12 protein-coding genes and 2 pseudogenes are annotated in these 14473 nt (G+C 57.1%); 8 read left to right on the top strand and 6 right to left on the bottom strand.

Going from position 1 to position 14473, the window contains the following annotated elements:
• The 4 genes from JT360_RS31615 to JT360_RS31600 all read right to left on the bottom strand — a co-directional run.
• A partial coding sequence (locus JT360_RS31615; protein ID WP_214477133.1) for an FAD-dependent oxidoreductase occupies positions 1 to 159 on the bottom strand: 159 nt, incomplete at its 3' end.
• Between the two features lie 369 nt (positions 160 to 528).
• A complete protein-coding gene (locus tag JT360_RS31610; RefSeq protein WP_126080619.1) occupies positions 529 to 1143 on the bottom strand; it encodes a short chain dehydrogenase in 615 nt (204 codons plus the stop codon).
• 26 nt (positions 1144 to 1169) lie between these two features.
• Positions 1170 to 2051, bottom strand: a complete 882-nt coding sequence (locus JT360_RS31605; RefSeq protein WP_126080618.1) for a dihydrodipicolinate synthase family protein — start codon at positions 2049 to 2051, stop codon at positions 1170 to 1172.
• 17 nt (positions 2052 to 2068) lie between these two features.
• The gene (locus JT360_RS31600) at positions 2069 to 3313 is read right to left on the bottom strand and encodes an NAD(P)/FAD-dependent oxidoreductase (RefSeq protein ID WP_245459658.1); all 1245 of its coding nucleotides are present in this window, start codon (positions 3311 to 3313) and stop codon (positions 2069 to 2071) included.
• 240 nt (positions 3314 to 3553) lie between these two features.
• Here JT360_RS31600 and JT360_RS31595 point away from each other — a divergent pair, with 240 nt between their 5' ends.
• The 6 genes from JT360_RS31595 to JT360_RS31570 all read left to right on the top strand — a co-directional run bounded on the left by JT360_RS31595 (position 3554) and on the right by JT360_RS31570 (position 10363).
• Positions 3554 to 4462: a LysR substrate-binding domain-containing protein gene (locus tag JT360_RS31595; RefSeq protein ID WP_126080616.1), complete on the top strand. Its 909-nt coding sequence runs from the start codon at positions 3554 to 3556 to the stop codon at positions 4460 to 4462.
• A 381-nt stretch (positions 4463 to 4843) separates the two neighbouring features.
• A complete protein-coding gene (locus tag JT360_RS31590; protein WP_126080615.1) occupies positions 4844 to 5536 on the top strand; it encodes a cobalamin B12-binding domain-containing protein in 693 nt (230 codons plus the stop codon).
• 84 nt (positions 5537 to 5620) lie between these two features.
• Positions 5621 to 6652, top strand: coding sequence for a GlxA family transcriptional regulator (locus tag JT360_RS31585; RefSeq protein ID WP_164762826.1), 1032 nt, complete (start codon positions 5621 to 5623; stop codon positions 6650 to 6652).
• 702 nt (positions 6653 to 7354) lie between these two features.
• Positions 7355 to 8062, top strand: coding sequence for a class I SAM-dependent DNA methyltransferase (locus JT360_RS31580; RefSeq protein ID WP_214477131.1), 708 nt, complete (start codon positions 7355 to 7357; stop codon positions 8060 to 8062).
• A gap of 161 nt (positions 8063 to 8223) precedes the next feature.
• Complete coding sequence (locus JT360_RS31575) at positions 8224 to 9219, top strand: isopenicillin N synthase family dioxygenase (RefSeq protein ID WP_126080612.1); 996 nt, start codon at positions 8224 to 8226, stop codon at positions 9217 to 9219.
• Positions 9220 to 9811: 592 nt separating this feature from the next.
• A complete protein-coding gene (locus JT360_RS31570) occupies positions 9812 to 10363 on the top strand; it encodes an SET domain-containing protein-lysine N-methyltransferase (RefSeq protein ID WP_126080611.1) in 552 nt (183 codons plus the stop codon).
• A 169-nt stretch (positions 10364 to 10532) separates the two neighbouring features.
• On the opposite strand, the pseudogene JT360_RS31565 reads toward JT360_RS31570, so the two are convergent.
• A pseudogene (locus JT360_RS31565) lies at positions 10533 to 10923 on the bottom strand (ATP-binding protein); the annotation flags it as partial.
• A pseudogene (locus JT360_RS31560) lies at positions 10918 to 11360 on the bottom strand (transposase); the annotation flags it as partial. The pseudogenes JT360_RS31565 and JT360_RS31560, both read right to left, overlap by 6 nt.
• Positions 11361 to 11760: 400 nt before the next feature.
• On the opposite strand from JT360_RS31560, the gene JT360_RS31555 reads away from it, so the two are divergent.
• Both JT360_RS31555 and JT360_RS31550 read left to right on the top strand, forming a co-directional pair.
• Entirely contained in the window at positions 11761 to 12912 is a 1152-nt protein-coding gene (locus JT360_RS31555; protein ID WP_126080610.1) for a TlpA disulfide reductase family protein, read from the top strand.
• A gap of 432 nt (positions 12913 to 13344) precedes the next feature.
• Positions 13345 to 14073 (top strand): SDR family NAD(P)-dependent oxidoreductase, encoded by a 729-nt coding sequence (locus JT360_RS31550; protein WP_126080609.1) that lies wholly within the window; start codon positions 13345 to 13347, stop codon positions 14071 to 14073.
• The last annotated feature ends 400 nt before the right edge of the window (positions 14074 to 14473 follow it).

The following is a 14473-nucleotide window of genomic DNA, read 5'->3' as shown; positions in this document are numbered from 1 at the left end:
GGCGGCATGCCATGTCGTGCCTGACGTCAGCTGCTTGCGCTCCAGAAGCACGATGTCGGTCCAGCCGAGTTTGGCCAGGTGATAGGCGACGGAGCAGCCGGAAACGCCGCCACCGATGATGACCGCTCTTGCTTTGGCGGGAATGGCTTTGGCGGTCATGCGGCCTCGCGGCGGTAGCTGGAAGCGAAACGGCGCAGCCGGAGCGCTGCTTCTTGCAGCATAGGTTCGGGCTGGCAGAGGCTGATGCGGATATGGCCTTCTGGCACGGGGGTGAAGTGGCGCCCTGCGTCACATTCACCTGTCGCCTGCAACGACGATAGTGCGCCTTGATGGGCATTTTCTAAGCCGACCACCCGCTGCCTATTCATGGAGCGACATCCACAAGTTGATGCCCCCTCCGCAGAACGATGCGCAGGGTTTGTCACATCGAAATTGGGCCGCTCTACCACCGAGTTCCCACCTACCTCCGATGCAGAGTTGCCTGGGCATGCTTGTCCTCCGTTAGCGCGACGTTCATTGTTGGTCAGATTAGGCGTCTCTGACCCAACCCATGCGATAAACTCGACCCGTTTGACTGCCCTCTGCGCTCTTGACGTAGCCGAGCGCCACCTCGCTCGCCGGCACCGCCGCGGTGCCAGGAAAGAAGTCGCCGTAGAGCTGAACCGACTCCTGTACGAGAGTCGGACTGACCAGATTGATCCGCAGCCCCCGCCCAAGCTCGATTGCCGCGCTGCGTACAAAACCGTCTAACGCGCCATTGACCAGGGCGGACGAGCTTCCCTGCCGGATGGGATCTTCGTTGGTTAGACCCGAGGTCAAGGTAAATGATCCGTGGTCGCGGATACGCTTGAGACCCTTCGCTACGAGATTGACCTGCCCCATCAACTTACTGCGCAGCCCGATTTCGAACTGTTCATTCGTGAATTGGTTCAGCGGGGCGTAGTGCACGGCCCCTGCTGTGCAGATCAACGCGTCAAATGCACCGATCTTGTCGAATAATTGGTCGATAGAGTTCGGCTCGGCGATGTCGACGTTGAATAAGCCGCTAGTTCGCCCGACTCCTATAATGTTGTGCCGCTTGCCAAGTTCGGCCGCTACGGCCGACCCGACAATCCCAGTCGAACCAACCAGGACAATTCGCATAGGGACTCCCCTGGATATCCTGACGGCTAGGAGGCGACCTCAAACAGCGGGGCAAGTGCGGCGCGAAGCGCCATGTCCTGGTCCGCCGAGAGTTTTGCCAATGGCTTGCGGACATTCCCGGTTCCGAGGCCGCGCAGTTGCGCGGCTCTCAGAACAGAAGGCGTATATGGTGCCCGCCAGATAAAAAGCAACGAGGGCAGCATCCGCTGCCAAAGTGCCAGAGCCCTCTCCAAATCCTTCGCTGCCACAAGGTTGTACAATTCGACAGCCTCAAGAGGCATGTAGTTTGCTGCGCCCCAGATAACACCGCGCGCGCCTGCCATCAGCGCATAGAGGGTTGTTGTATCGCAACCATTTAGCACCTTGCCTCCCGTCTGCAGATACTCCTGATGCACGGTGAAGTCGCCGGCACTATCTTTGATGTAATTGAAATGCTTGAGACCGCTCAGTCGATCAAAAAGGCGTGGCGAAACCGCGATCCCGGTAGCCTGCGGGATGTTGTAGCCCACAATATCCACGCCAACCGCCGCGTCGATTTCCCTGTAGAAATTGAAAATTCCATCCTCGTCTGACGGACCTTCGAGATACGGCGGCAAAATCATCAGCGCGTCCGCGCCGACCGATTCAGCTTGCTGTGACCGCCGTATGACTTCGTCCATATTCAGGGCCGAGGTCTGGCAGACAACGTTGCAGCGTCCTGCGATGCGCTTCGCCCCGAGCTCGTAGAGCCGATTGCATTCGGACTCGGTCAGGTAAGGGTGCTGGCCTGTACCTGCCCCAAGAACCAAGCCGTGAACTCCCGCCGATACGTATTTTTCGATCAACTCTTCGAAGAGGCCGTAATCGATCGCACCGGTAGGTTCGAACGGTGTCTGCATTGCAAGATTGATGCCCTTCAGGTCCGCCATTGCCGTTCCTCTTATTGCTAGACTTCCGCGCCTGCCTGCCTGAAACGAAGAGCGGTCACGAACCGGACGCCCATTGATGTGACAAGTCTCGGATAAGTCCTGCTCGGAGCGGCCCGCGTCTTCAGGATATCGATCACAGCCGAAGATTGCCCCGTGGCCAGTTCGGCGACAGCCTTGCCAAAGGCAGCCCCTCGAGCGACGCCGGTTCCATTACAGAAGGCGGCACCATAGACGTCGTGCGCCAACTCGCCGAAGACCATGCCGCCATTTTGCGCGAGCGTAAGCAGACCACCCCAGCTGGCCTCAAAGCCGATTGACGAAAGCCCGGGCCATCGGCGGTCAAATGCTACCTGCTGCTGGGTCCGCGCCCTAAGGACATCTTGTTTGGTTGTTTTGAAATTAGTCGCATACGAGTAAACGTTTCTAAGGAAAAGACGGTTGTCTATAGTACGTCGCACCGTCGTCCCAAAGCTATCGGCCGGAATAAGCCCATATGTTCGCTTGTTGCCCACGTTGGAAAGCTCGCTCTCAGTGAGCTGTCTGGTCATGCTCGCGAACGTGTAGAGTGGTATGGCTCGGTTTTCGAAGAAGCCAAATCTCGTCAGATAACCCGATGCGCAGATGATGACCTTCGAAGCCCTGATTGTTCCAGCAGGCGTCTCGCAGATGTGCTTCGGCGCACCGAACTGGACCGCCACAATGGCGGTGTTTTCATGGATGGTAACGTTCTCGGGGAGGCTGTTTACGGCGTTCTTGAGATACTTCGCAGGCTGGACCAGAATCGTGCCAGGGTGATGCAAAGCTTTGACGTAGTGCTTACTGCCGGTGATCGACTGAATTTCAGGGGCTTCAACCCAGCTGTACTTCTGTCCAAGCTTATCGAGCGCCTCCGAAAAGCGGTGTAGATCGGCAACGCCGTGAGACGTGGCCGCGCTGTGGTATTTCCCCTGCGGGTCCCAATCACAGTCTACCCCATGCTCCTCGACGGCGGTTCGAATGTAGGCGATGCCCTCAAGGTTGACGTACAGCTCTTCCTTGTTTCCCCTAATGTCTTCAACGAAGTCGCGTTTTCGGGGATTGTGCGCGAGATCGATGACGAAGCCCATGCACCGCCCCGATGCATTGTCCCCGATACGTCCGGCGTCGACGAGGATTACCGAAGACTGGGGGTTGAGTTCGGCAAATCGGCGGGCCGCGTGAAGCCCCATCCAGCCGCCGCCAATGACCAGGCAATCGCATGTGACATCGCCTTGCTGCGGCACTAAGGGTAGCTCCGGTCCCGACGTGCGGTACCACCCTGAGACTGTTGGCTCCGGATGCGGTGCTTGGACGACAATACGCTCTCTTGTCTTTGTTTGATTCAAAGAGTTCACTGCCAACTCGCTCGGTGAAGGCGGCCGGTGGGTAGTGCACCGCTCGCTCTGGCTTGTTCCTGTTTCGAATAAACGATGTGTCGTTCGTCTCGTAGACGGAAAATATGCGGTCTGATATAGACCTGCTTCATGTCCAAGCTTCGCAATCTTGTCCCATCGACGCATTCGCTTTTCGTCTTCGAAGCGGCGGCCCGAACGCTGAGTTTCAAGAACGCGGCCAGCGAACTCAACGTGACGCAGCCAAGTATCTCGCATTCGATCAAAATGTTCGAAAAGCATTGCGGGACGGCACTCTTTGTCCGAGACAATCGGGGAGTGCAGCTGACCGAGCCCGGCAGGCAGCTCTACGATGAGGTGCGCAACAGCTTCCGCCGTCTGGAACAGCGGCTTGAGACCATCACTGATCGCGGAACGAAGTACATAACTTTCGCAGCTTCGACATCTCTGGCGGCACATTGGCTCGCGCCTCAACTCTATCATTTCCAGGAAGAGCATCCGGACGTCAGGATCAAGGTGGTCGCCACCGACCGCGATGTCGAGCCAGATCATGAGATCGACGTGACGGTTTGGGTGCGGCCCCGGAATTTTGAAAGGGCCAACAGCTGGTTCGTTTGCGACGAGATCATCTTTCCCGTCTGCTCACCGGCATATCTTCTGTCGCACCCCGCTCCCCAAGCCGTCGAAGATCTGATCCACCATCAACTGATTCATTCGTCCGATGCTTTTCGCAAGCGCCTGGATTGGCCCGAATGGGTCGAGTTGGCAGGCGGCGATGCCAGCGACATCAAGCCCAATATCGTGTTCAATGACTACCAGCTAACGCTTCAAGCGGCTCTGGCTGGTGAAGGAATAGCATTGGGGTGGTCCCTTACCGCCCAGCAGTTGCTCGACAACCGCCTCCTGGTCAAGCCATTGCCAACCCAAATCCAGACCGACAGGGCCTTCTTTCTGTTGGCCAGCGAGGATGCCAGCAAGAACAAGAGATGCAAGATTTTGGTTGACTGGTTTCTCGTCCAGTCTGAAGAACTCCGCCCGTGACCTGAATTGCCCCTCACCCTATCCGCCTCTGGATATAAACTGGATTTAAGACAAGCGAAAGCTTTTGCGCATTCTCAGGACAATTGCCGGCGCCTATCATCAGCGCGAGATTAAGCTAGGGTCCGCCCCTATTGGACGGCCGGGCCACTGATGTTTGACGCGGGATGCGGGTCATTCCGCTGAGGGTGACGCGATGATGGACACTGATATTCCCGCAATCCGGCGCCGCACAGGCCAGTCTTCCGGTTCCCAGATTCACCTGCGGGAATAGTGGCTGGCAGCCTGAAAATCAACTCCCAAGGCTTCGAACCGGAAGCCTGATCGGTGCCCCATCGAGATGGGGCGCCGACCTCCTTTGAATTGAGCATCAGGTGAACCAACATGGCTGACGAAGAGATCATCCTTTCCGAGCTGTCCGACGAGGAACTCGTGCAGCAGATGCACGACGACCTTTATGACGGGCTGAAGGAAGAAATTGAGGAAGGCACGGCCATCCTGCTGGAGCGCGGCTGGGCGCCCTACAAGGTGCTCACCGAGGCGCTGGTCGAAGGCATGCGCATCGTCGGCGAGGATTTTCGCGACGGTATCCTGTTTGTTCCGGAAGTGCTGCTGTCGGCCAATGCGATGAAGGCCGGCATGTTCATCCTGCGCCCGCTGCTTATCGCCACCGGCGCGCCAAAGCAGGGCAAGATGGTGATCGGCACCGTCAAGGGCGACATCCACGACATTGGCAAGAACCTCGTCGGCATGATGATGGAAGGCGCCGGCTTCGACGTCATCGACCTCGGCATCAACAATGCGGTCGAGAAGTATATGGCGGCGATTGAAGAGCATAAACCTGATATTGTCGGCATGTCGGCGCTGCTGACCACCACCATGCCCTACATGAAGGTCGTCATCGACACGATGAAGGAAAAGGGCATTCGCGACGACTATGTCGTGCTGGTCGGCGGTGCGCCGCTGAACGAGGAATTCGGCAAGGCCGTCGGCGCCGATGCCTATTGCCGCGACGCGGCGGTGGCTGTCGAGACCGCCAAGGACTTCATGAAGCGCAAGCATAACACCCGTAGTTGAATGGCTGCGGTGCCAACCCTGAAGGCGCCGGTGTCGTTTGCGGCCGCTCGATGTTGATCACCATCAACCAGGATGTATGACCTTATGAATGCGCCATTTTCAACAGGAGATCATTCGCGGATCGTGGGATGGAACCCCAGCCGGCAGGTGATCGACACGCAGGACGTATACCGACTGGTTATCCTGGCACTTCCCGGATTTTCGCTACTCAGCCTTTCGTCATTTGTAGATCCCCTTCGCATCGCGAATTCTGTGTCCGGTCGATCATTCTTCGAGTGGACGATTGCAAGCCTGGATGGCCAGCCGGTTGAATGCGCCAGCGGGTTCGTCCTGTCGGTCGGCAGCGACTTCGCTAGCACCGGCGAATGCGTTCCGGCTGGCAAAGGTACGAACATGGTCATTGTCTGTGCAGGCGAACGGGTCGAAAGGCAGACGTCTGCTGCTCTCAGCAAGATTCTTCGGCTTTGCAAGCGGCATGGTGTTCCAATCACAGCGTTGGGTACGGCGACATGGCTGTTGGCGGACAGCGGGTTGCTGGACGGCACCGCGTGCACAATCCATTGGGACAAGAGAGCCGCTTTCTCTGAAAAATTTGGCCGGCTTCAGGTCACTGACCGGCTATTCGTTCGTGATAGTCACCTCCTCACTTGCGCAGGAGAATTTGCGTCGTTCGACCTCGTTATGGAGCTGATCAGCGAACGCCTCGGCAGAGACATTGCGTTGACCGTCTGCCGACATACGACTGCCGGGTATTGGCGCCCTGCCTCTGATAGACAATGGACCATGAATGGCGGCGAAGCCGGCATCTGCAAGCCGGTCGCCGAAGTGATTCGCATTATGGAGGAGCATATTGAGGACCCGCTGCCCTTACGCGACATCGCAAGATGTGTCGGCCGCTCACAGCGTCAGATTGAACGGCTCTTCCAGCGATCGGTTTCGTTGTCTCCCATGCGCTTTTACCTGCATTTGAGACTTAGCCGCGCGAAGCGTCTCATTGCACAAACAGAGTTGCCGATTATTGAGATCGCGGTCGCCTGTGGTTTCGTGTCGGCCTCACATTTTTCGAAGTGCTTCCGCGAAGCCTTCGGCGCCAACCCCAGTACCTGTCGCGGCTGACCCATACTCGGTGACGCCCCCTTACGAGCCCCGCAAAACCCACGTGCCATCAATTGGCAAGCACCTCGGCAGCCTGGCTTTCGCGCTCAACGCGATCGGGCCGATGCTCCGATGGGAGCCGAGGCGTCGAAGAGCACCGTGCCTGACGTCGACCGAAGAAGCCATCGTCGTCTGCCGCTGGATGACGTCCTGGGCTGTCCGAGAGGACACCATCCAAAGCCCAGCTTAGCGCCTCATCACTGACTCCAGCGCCAGGGCAATCCTGACCTGCCCCAAAACGGCGATAGTCCCAGCGGACGCCTCCTTCGGCCGCAAATCTTCGACCGCATCTGCATTGCCAATGGCAATCGAGCACCGGGCTGATCAACCCGTACCAGCTCATTCCGGACCCACCACATAGCAGGCCACTGGAATTGATAGAGCTGACAACGTAGGAGGCGCGCGGGATTTTCATGAGTTCGCGGGCAGTGCTGTACGCTGGGTCGCAAGTTCACAACCCGACACTTTGTCGGCTTTGTTGTTTGCGGACAGGCTTCGTTGGAGCAATGTTGTGTTGTTGTGCCTCAGCCTGATAGCAGAATTCATCAAAATTGCTTTTCTTCGGGCTTTTGGCCAATTGGCACGAGCTTTGATTCTCACATTTGAGAGTTGGCATCAGGAGCCGAATAGCCGCTTCCGATTATGCCTATCAGAGGAGTTGCCATGAATACCGTCGATCAGCAGACGACACTGGAACAAGTCGCACGACAGCGCATCAGGGACGCCCTCGTACTCGAGGGCGACGCCGATCGCCTAACCCAATTCTATCGGGGATGGGCTGGGGCCTACGATGTGGATGTTGGCTCCGAGGGGTACTACGGCCCGATGATCGTGGCGGAACTAGCGGGCACCGTGCAGGCAGCCTATTTGAGCAGCGAGCGAACTGCCATCACAATCCTGGATGCTGGCTGCGGAACAGGCCTTGTCGGCGTGCAACTGGAACGCCTCGGCTTCGGGCTGATCGATGGGTTCGATCTTTCCAAAGAGATGGCCGAAAAGGCGCGGCAAACCCGAGTCTACCGTCATGTCCAAGACTGTGTCGACCTTAACGGAGTACTCTCTGAGTACGCCGACGCGGGCTATGATATCACGGTTTGCTGCAGTGTCTTTACACTTGGGCACGTTAGACCAGACGGGCTGCGCGAGCTGGCTCGCGTCACGCGCCCGAAAGGATTCATCATCACAAGCATCCGCAAGAGCTACGCCGAGGCCGCATTCTTCGAGGACGAAGCGCGGCGTCTGCAGGATGAGGGCGTTCTTTTACTGGCGCAGTGTCTAAGCAACGGCAGATACGTGGCCGAGGAGCGTGCGGACTATTGGGTCTTTCAAGTGCCCGAGAAGGTCAGCGCGGCAGAGCGACAGGGGTTGTGATCATGCTCTGCCTCGGGAGCGAAACCCTGTTGTGGATGACCTAAAGACGAGTAGGGGTATTTCCAGCACGGTGGCGCGTTTCAGTACTACTTCGCGTCACGATAAATCCAAATGGCCGGCAGCTATGCGTCGGCTTCAATCGGCAAAACAAAGGTGTACTAATGTCCAAAGGTTTAGTAGCCAGACTAGACGATAAGCTGCGCGCAAAACGCGAAAGCTTTGACAAAATACCGGTGGTCGACATCGGACCGCTCCTCAACGGTACGAACAAACAGGTGGTGGCCAGGGAGATACGGTGGGCGCTTTCCAATACTGGATTCATGTATGTGAAGAACCACGGAGTCCCGCAGGATTTCATACAATCGGTGTTTGATGTGAGCCGCAGGTTTTTTAATTTGCCATTGTCGCAGAAGTCGTCACTGCATATTGGCAATTCCGATTCGGCCTTTCGCGGTTACATTGAGCTGTTCGGCGAGAACACCGATCCGGGCAAGACCAAAGACCTCAAGGAGTGCTTCGACTTCGGACCTGAACGTTCGACCTTAGAAGGTCCCTTTTTTGGTCCTAACCAGTGGCCCTCAGGTTGGCCCGAGTTTCGGGAGCTGACATACAGATACCATCAAGAGATGGTGGGCCTATCGAAAAAACTTTTGCAGGGAATTGCGCTCAGTCTGGACCTGGCGGAAAGCTATTTCGAGGACCTCATGCGGAACCCGATCAGCATTCAGCGGCTGCTTCACTACCCGCCGCAGAGTGGTTATATCAGCGAAGACATGATCGGAATCGGCGCCCACACCGACTACGGCAATTTGACCATCCTTGCACAGGACGACGTCGGCGGTCTTCAGGTCATGAACCGAGACGGCGATTGGGTACAAGGCACGCCGATCCACGGTACTTTCATAATCAACGTCGGGGACCTGCTTCAGCGGCTCACCAACGGTGTCTATCTGGCCAACCTACATCGCGTAGTGAATAGCTCAGGGCGTGAGCGATACTCAATCCCCTTCTTTATCGATGCTGATTTCGATGCGATCATTGAGCCATTGGCCTCATGTGTCACTGACAGCAACCCTCTGCGCTACCGGCCGGTGACTTGCGGCGAACACAAACTCGGGCGTTTCGCAGCAAGTTATGCTCATTTGGCCAAAGCATGAGAGAGCGGGCCGCCGCCTACTCGCGTGACAATACACTGCGGGGTCGAAGCGGCCCAGTCGAACTCAGAAAACGCCATAGGTGGGACAGTATTGTCACGCATTAGTCCCTTGACCGCGCCTTTGAAACTCAATGTGCGCGGCATCTGGCGGCAACAGGGGTTTTGCAGCCACTTCCTGCGGTATGCTAACGCTTTCGAGACCTGGACCCCCGGCTGGCGTGTCACGCGCACCATCCGCAGCAGGATAAACTGCTCGCTTGCAGACGCGTTGTCACCACTTCGCCTGCTGGTCTGTCGGATTCGCTACACACGCGTGATAGGCAATCTCTTCGTTAGCCTCAGTCAAATAGCCGAGAGAAATCAAAATCCTCGGCTGCCGGGCGGGTGAATCGGCACGATTTTTGAGTGTTTCCTGGGAGAGACAGTAGGCGCCGCTGACTGGGACCTAAGGCGCAAAACATGGACAAGCCCCCAACTTCGTAAATTACTTGGAACCATCGGGATTTTAGGAGGACGTTCCGAAAACAGCGAAATTCCAAGCGACCTCTGGCGAAAAGTACTCATCCCTCAATCGAGCAGGCGAAAGAAACAGTATGTCTGATACTCACATAAACCAAGATCTGTCTATTTTGACGGATGACGTCGCGTGCGCAAAGCAGCTCAATGCCCGCAACGTAAAAATCCTCAGCACGGGAGGAGAAAGGGGGCGCGGGGTATTCGCTGCTCGCGACTTCCTGCCGGGGGAAATTGTCGTCATCGGGCTAATTGACCGTATGGAAACGGTTCGAACGACAAACTCCTTTCAACTGGACTGGAATGTCCATGCTCTCTTTCATAAGCCGGCTGTCATTGTGAATCATTGTTGTGATCCAAACTTAGCGATTGTGCCCAATCGCTTCGGGGCCTACGACTTCGTCGCCATTCAGCATATCTCTTCTGGCGCCGAAGTGACGTGGAACTACGCTACATCGGAATTCGAGTGCATTGGGGTATCGGTATGTCTTTGTTCGTCTAGAAATTGCCGAGGCTCAGCCGGAGGCTTCTCCACATTGCCTCGCGATCATCCTCTGCTCGTATCGGGTTTTTACGCACCGTACCTCAAGAAAACCCAAGGCACCTTCCAAGAGAGAGATAGGGTTGCTTAGCCCCAGGGAACGCAACATGCGTCGGATGACCTGCTCGTTGGCAGTGCCGCCCTGACAGTGTTGCGCGCCGCGGTGAGCGTGCGCGGCCTCTGGCCAGTAGCGGACTTCAGATGAACTGCCTTGAACCAACGTGTGCGCACAATCTGTGCAATCCCCTGCGCGTCACCTGTCAATGCCACTCGTCCCCAAAAGTGCCGAAGTAAAATTCCCCAGTTTCGCCGCTCAGGCTGTCCCGGTGGGGGTGTCCATTTTTCGGTGGCCGGCCGCGCGGTCGCGATGGTGAATTTAATGTCGGCAATGTGATGGAGGCTTTTGATCGCAAGTGTTCTGGCATGAGCTCGGCGTGCTGGCGGAGCCGATAACTCGATCCTTCGATCTGGACGACGACCGCATGGTGAAGCAGGCGATCGAGAAGTGCGGTTGCGACGAGGGTCGCCGAAGACCTCGCCCCATTCGGCGAAGCCGCGATTTGAGGTAACAATCATTGCGCCCTTCTCGTAGCGGGCGTTTGCGAGTTGGAAGAACAGATTGCCGCCACCGTGGACGACGGGCAGGTAACCGAAGCGTCGACGCTCGTGCGTGAGGTCGCGCAGCCGACCACGCAGCTGTGTCTCTGGCGGTCGGCCAGACTGGTATCAATCATCTTGCGATCGGCGCCGACGAAGGACAGGCCCGACGCTCCGATAGGCCCATGACGGCCTGCAGATGCGCTACGGATTCGCGCTTGGCGGCGGGTCCTAACTTTTTTCGACAGAAGCTCGCGCACTGCCGAGGCTTCGAGCGTCGGCGAGCAGCTTCTTTAGCTTGGCGTTCTCGTCTTCCAAGGCCTCAGGCGCTTGGCGTCGGAGACGTCCATCCCGCCATACTTGGCCTTCCAGCTATACAGCGTCGCCTCGGAGATCCCGTGCTTGCGGGCAAGATCGCCAGCCTTCGCACCCTCTTCATGCTCGCGCATAACCGCGATGATCTGCTCTTCCGTAAATCGCTTTGTCTTCATCAGTCCGTAATCAAGGACCCTGACTCTAGTCTCAGATGGAGGAAATTCTCAGTGGCAGGTCTGTATTCAGGTGCTGCTGCCCCATCGCAGTCTGGCGCGAGGACTCTAAACGCCCAGACCGACAGCAACTGACAAAATGGCGGATTCGAAACAAACACCTGACAAAAATGTCCGCATCATTACACATGGATGTTTTCAAAGGTAAATTAATGCCGTCAGCGGGCGTTCAGCGCGCTGGCACGGCCTTTGCTGGTTGAAATGCGGCAAAACTGATTGACGGCTGACTGCATCGAAGCCCGCCTGACGATAGAGGCCTCCTTTCAGTCGACTCGGTGCACCGTCTCTCAGGGAACAGCTTGCCATAAAGCCGCGCAGCTTTGGGATGGCGTTGGAGAGCAATATGGTTTTGCAGATGGGGTCGCCGGCTCCTTCGATCAATGTGGAGACTTGGGTGCGCGGCGAGCCCATCGCACATTTCCAGCCCGGCAAAGTATACGTCGTCGAATTTTGGGCAACTGGGAGTGAACCATGTGCGGCGGCGATGCACCATCTGATGCAGATGCAGGAAAGGTTCAAGCACAGTGGGCTCGAGGTCATCGTGGTCGCGGCTCATGAAGGCGCGCTATCGACGGTTGAGGCGCGGGTCAAGCTGGACGCGTGGTTGACCGAAAAGTGCTCGAACCTGAATTTTCCGATCGCGTTCGACCATACGGGCCAAATGAAAAAGCGTTGGATGGAAGCAAGCTTTTCTGGCGAATTTCCGATCTTGTTTGTAATCGATGCAGACGGTCGTATCGCCTATATCGGTCACGCTACTCGACTTAACGAGGTCTTGGCGAGAGTGCTCAACGGCCGCTGGCGCACCAGCGACGCATCGAAAGTCGACTCGAAGCGGATCGCCGAGCGCGAACAAGCGTTGACCAAGTCAATTAATAGGAGATTTTGGGCCGCAGTGAGAAAAGAGGACTGGGAGACGGCACTCTCAGCAGTCGAAGAGGGCAGCGCCTTGATGCCCGACGACATCAACTTCCGCTTGGCTCAGGCGCATGTATTGCTTCACAGAATGCAAGACATGCCGGCCGGGTTGCCTGTCATACGCCAATTGGCTCGCGACGCGATCGAAAGGAACTCCGAGCATTGGCTGCTGGCAACATTAGACCAACTTTTCGGTCCGGCGCACGACCACTCGCACTTTCCGTCTCATGAGCGCTTCGCGCTCGGCAAAGAGTTGGCCGAGCATATCCTGGCACGCAATCCACTCCAAGGCGACGGCCACAAGTTCCGGACTTATCCGGCGGTGGCTCGATACTATCACGAGAGCGGCAACCAAGATCGTGCGATTGAGCTAATCGAGTTCGCACTGAAATCGCTGGACAGTGCGGACCCTATGCTGGACGAGCTGAAACAACACCTTCTACCGAACTTGCTGCAGGCCTTAGCCAACTACAAGGGTGAGGAGGTTTATTACGGCGCCCTCTGTGCGGCTCCGCAAAGCAATGTCCTGAAGGCACGATCGCAGGGCGGGCCGAGGAGAAAGCATAAAAGGGTTTGATAGCAAGAAGGGCTTACGGGCCAATTCGTTCAGGCATATGGGTCCATCGCAGCTGAATTGGCATCAATATACAGGGTGTTACTAAACATGTTCTGAGGATGCCTTTGAAACCCATGAAATCATGGTGGTATGGGACAAAGCCCGGGCACCTAACGAAGAAAGAAGCGTCAGCGCAGATGCTCGCATTTCAGTTCAAATCGACTAAGAGCAACGAATCGCGGCGCCGGACCGGGCTCGTGCGTCGCGCACGGCCATCAGGTTGGGCCTTCGGAGTCAGAGACGCCTATTCATCTTGCGGCCGCTTAATGGTCGCATCGCCGACGGGGTGGAGTAGGCCTTGACCACGCGGGAGAAGGTGTCCGGATTAAACCGGCCTGCGCGTGCGTCTCGCGTCGGCATGCTTGTAACGGTGAATGGCGAAAGGGCAGCCGAATGAAGCGTTTTATGGGGAAGGTCGCCTTAGTGACCGGGGCTAGCCGCGGCATTGGGGCGGCAATCGCCGACAGACTTGCCAGCGACGGGGCCAGAGTATTTGCGGTTCAGCTCGAGGCGACCGGTCATAGAGAAGGGATAGTCGCGGACCTTTGCGACCCCGGCGTTCCGAACATGGTAATTGACCATGTCGTTCGACAGGCTGGCCGCCTCGATATCCTGGTCAACAACGCTGGGTGCATGGTTGAAGCAAGGGTAGATGATACCGGGCTTGACGAGTGGCGACGCACAATGGCGCTGAATCTTGATGCTCCTTTCCTGCTGATCCGTCGCGCCATGCCTCATCTTCGCAGAAGCCGTGGCTCAATCGTCAATGTTGGCTCGATAGAGGGATTGGCCTCTAACCCAGGGCACGCGGCATATTGTGCCTCGAAGGCTGGGCTGCATGGCCTTACACGCGCCGTAGCGGTGGACGGCGGGCAAGACGGGGTGCGCTGCAATGGCGTAGCGCCTGGTTGGATCGATACGGATCTCAATGTCGATTTCGTCGCCGCTTTGCCCGAGAAGGCACTGGAACGGCTTGGTACCATTCATCCGTTGGGCCGAACAGGCCGCGTTGAGGAAGTTGCCGCCATGGTCGCATGGATTGCCTCCGACGAAGCTGCATTCGTCACCGGCCAGATTTTTGTCGTAGACGGTGGCCGAACTGCCAAGTTAAGTCTTCCGTGACGGTTAGTCGTATTTCGAACTGGGGCGGGCCGCTGGAACGCCATCCTCCCGCTGGCACCTGCCTTGTCGCTATCAGCCGCGACGTCGAGAACCGGGTCCGTCTGATGGTAAAGGAATATGGCGCCCAGTTCCGCCGCTCGGCAACGTCAGAGAATGATTGCCTACGGACATCTGCTGGGGCCAATCTCCGAGGCGGCGGTGCATTTAGGGTGAAATTTGCCGTGAACAGGAGAAGGCTCGATGGCAAATCTGGTCCTTCTACGTGGAGACGAGCGCCCCCGCCGCGGCGTGTTCGAGCGAGAGAGCATGCAATGTTCGCATGCCTTGGCGATTTGTTGTTTAGCGGCGCTGAGCTTGCTGCCATGCCTTCACCGCTAGGGCTGAACCAGGCGCGGATGTC

The organism is Mesorhizobium sp. dw_380 (assembly GCF_018588885.1).
In the GTDB taxonomy this organism is placed as follows: Bacteria; Pseudomonadota; Alphaproteobacteria; order Rhizobiales; family Rhizobiaceae; genus Mesorhizobium.
This window is presented reverse-complemented; position numbering and strand designations above follow the sequence as displayed.

Bases quoted from the DNA above. Each gene is read 5' to 3' on its own strand.
- JT360_RS31610 (WP_126080619.1), bottom strand. From the start codon at position 1,143: ATGCGAATTGTCCTGGTTGGTTCGACTGGGATTGTCGGGTCGGCCGTA.
- JT360_RS31590 (WP_126080615.1), top strand. From the start codon at position 4,844: ATGGCTGACGAAGAGATCATCCTTTCCGAGCTGTCCGACGAGGAACTC.
- JT360_RS31575 (WP_126080612.1), top strand. From the start codon at position 8,224: ATGTCCAAAGGTTTAGTAGCCAGACTAGACGATAAGCTGCGCGCAAAA.
- JT360_RS31585 (WP_164762826.1), top strand. From the start codon at position 5,621: ATGAATGCGCCATTTTCAACAGGAGATCATTCGCGGATCGTGGGATGG.
- JT360_RS31555 (WP_126080610.1), top strand. From the start codon at position 11,761: ATGGTTTTGCAGATGGGGTCGCCGGCTCCTTCGATCAATGTGGAGACT.
- JT360_RS31605 (WP_126080618.1), bottom strand. From the start codon at position 2,051: ATGGCGGACCTGAAGGGCATCAATCTTGCAATGCAGACACCGTTCGAA.
- JT360_RS31580 (WP_214477131.1), top strand. From the start codon at position 7,355: ATGAATACCGTCGATCAGCAGACGACACTGGAACAAGTCGCACGACAG.
- JT360_RS31550 (WP_126080609.1), top strand. From the start codon at position 13,345: ATGAAGCGTTTTATGGGGAAGGTCGCCTTAGTGACCGGGGCTAGCCGC.
- JT360_RS31595 (WP_126080616.1), top strand. From the start codon at position 3,554: ATGTCCAAGCTTCGCAATCTTGTCCCATCGACGCATTCGCTTTTCGTC.
- JT360_RS31570 (WP_126080611.1), top strand. From the start codon at position 9,812: ATGTCTGATACTCACATAAACCAAGATCTGTCTATTTTGACGGATGAC.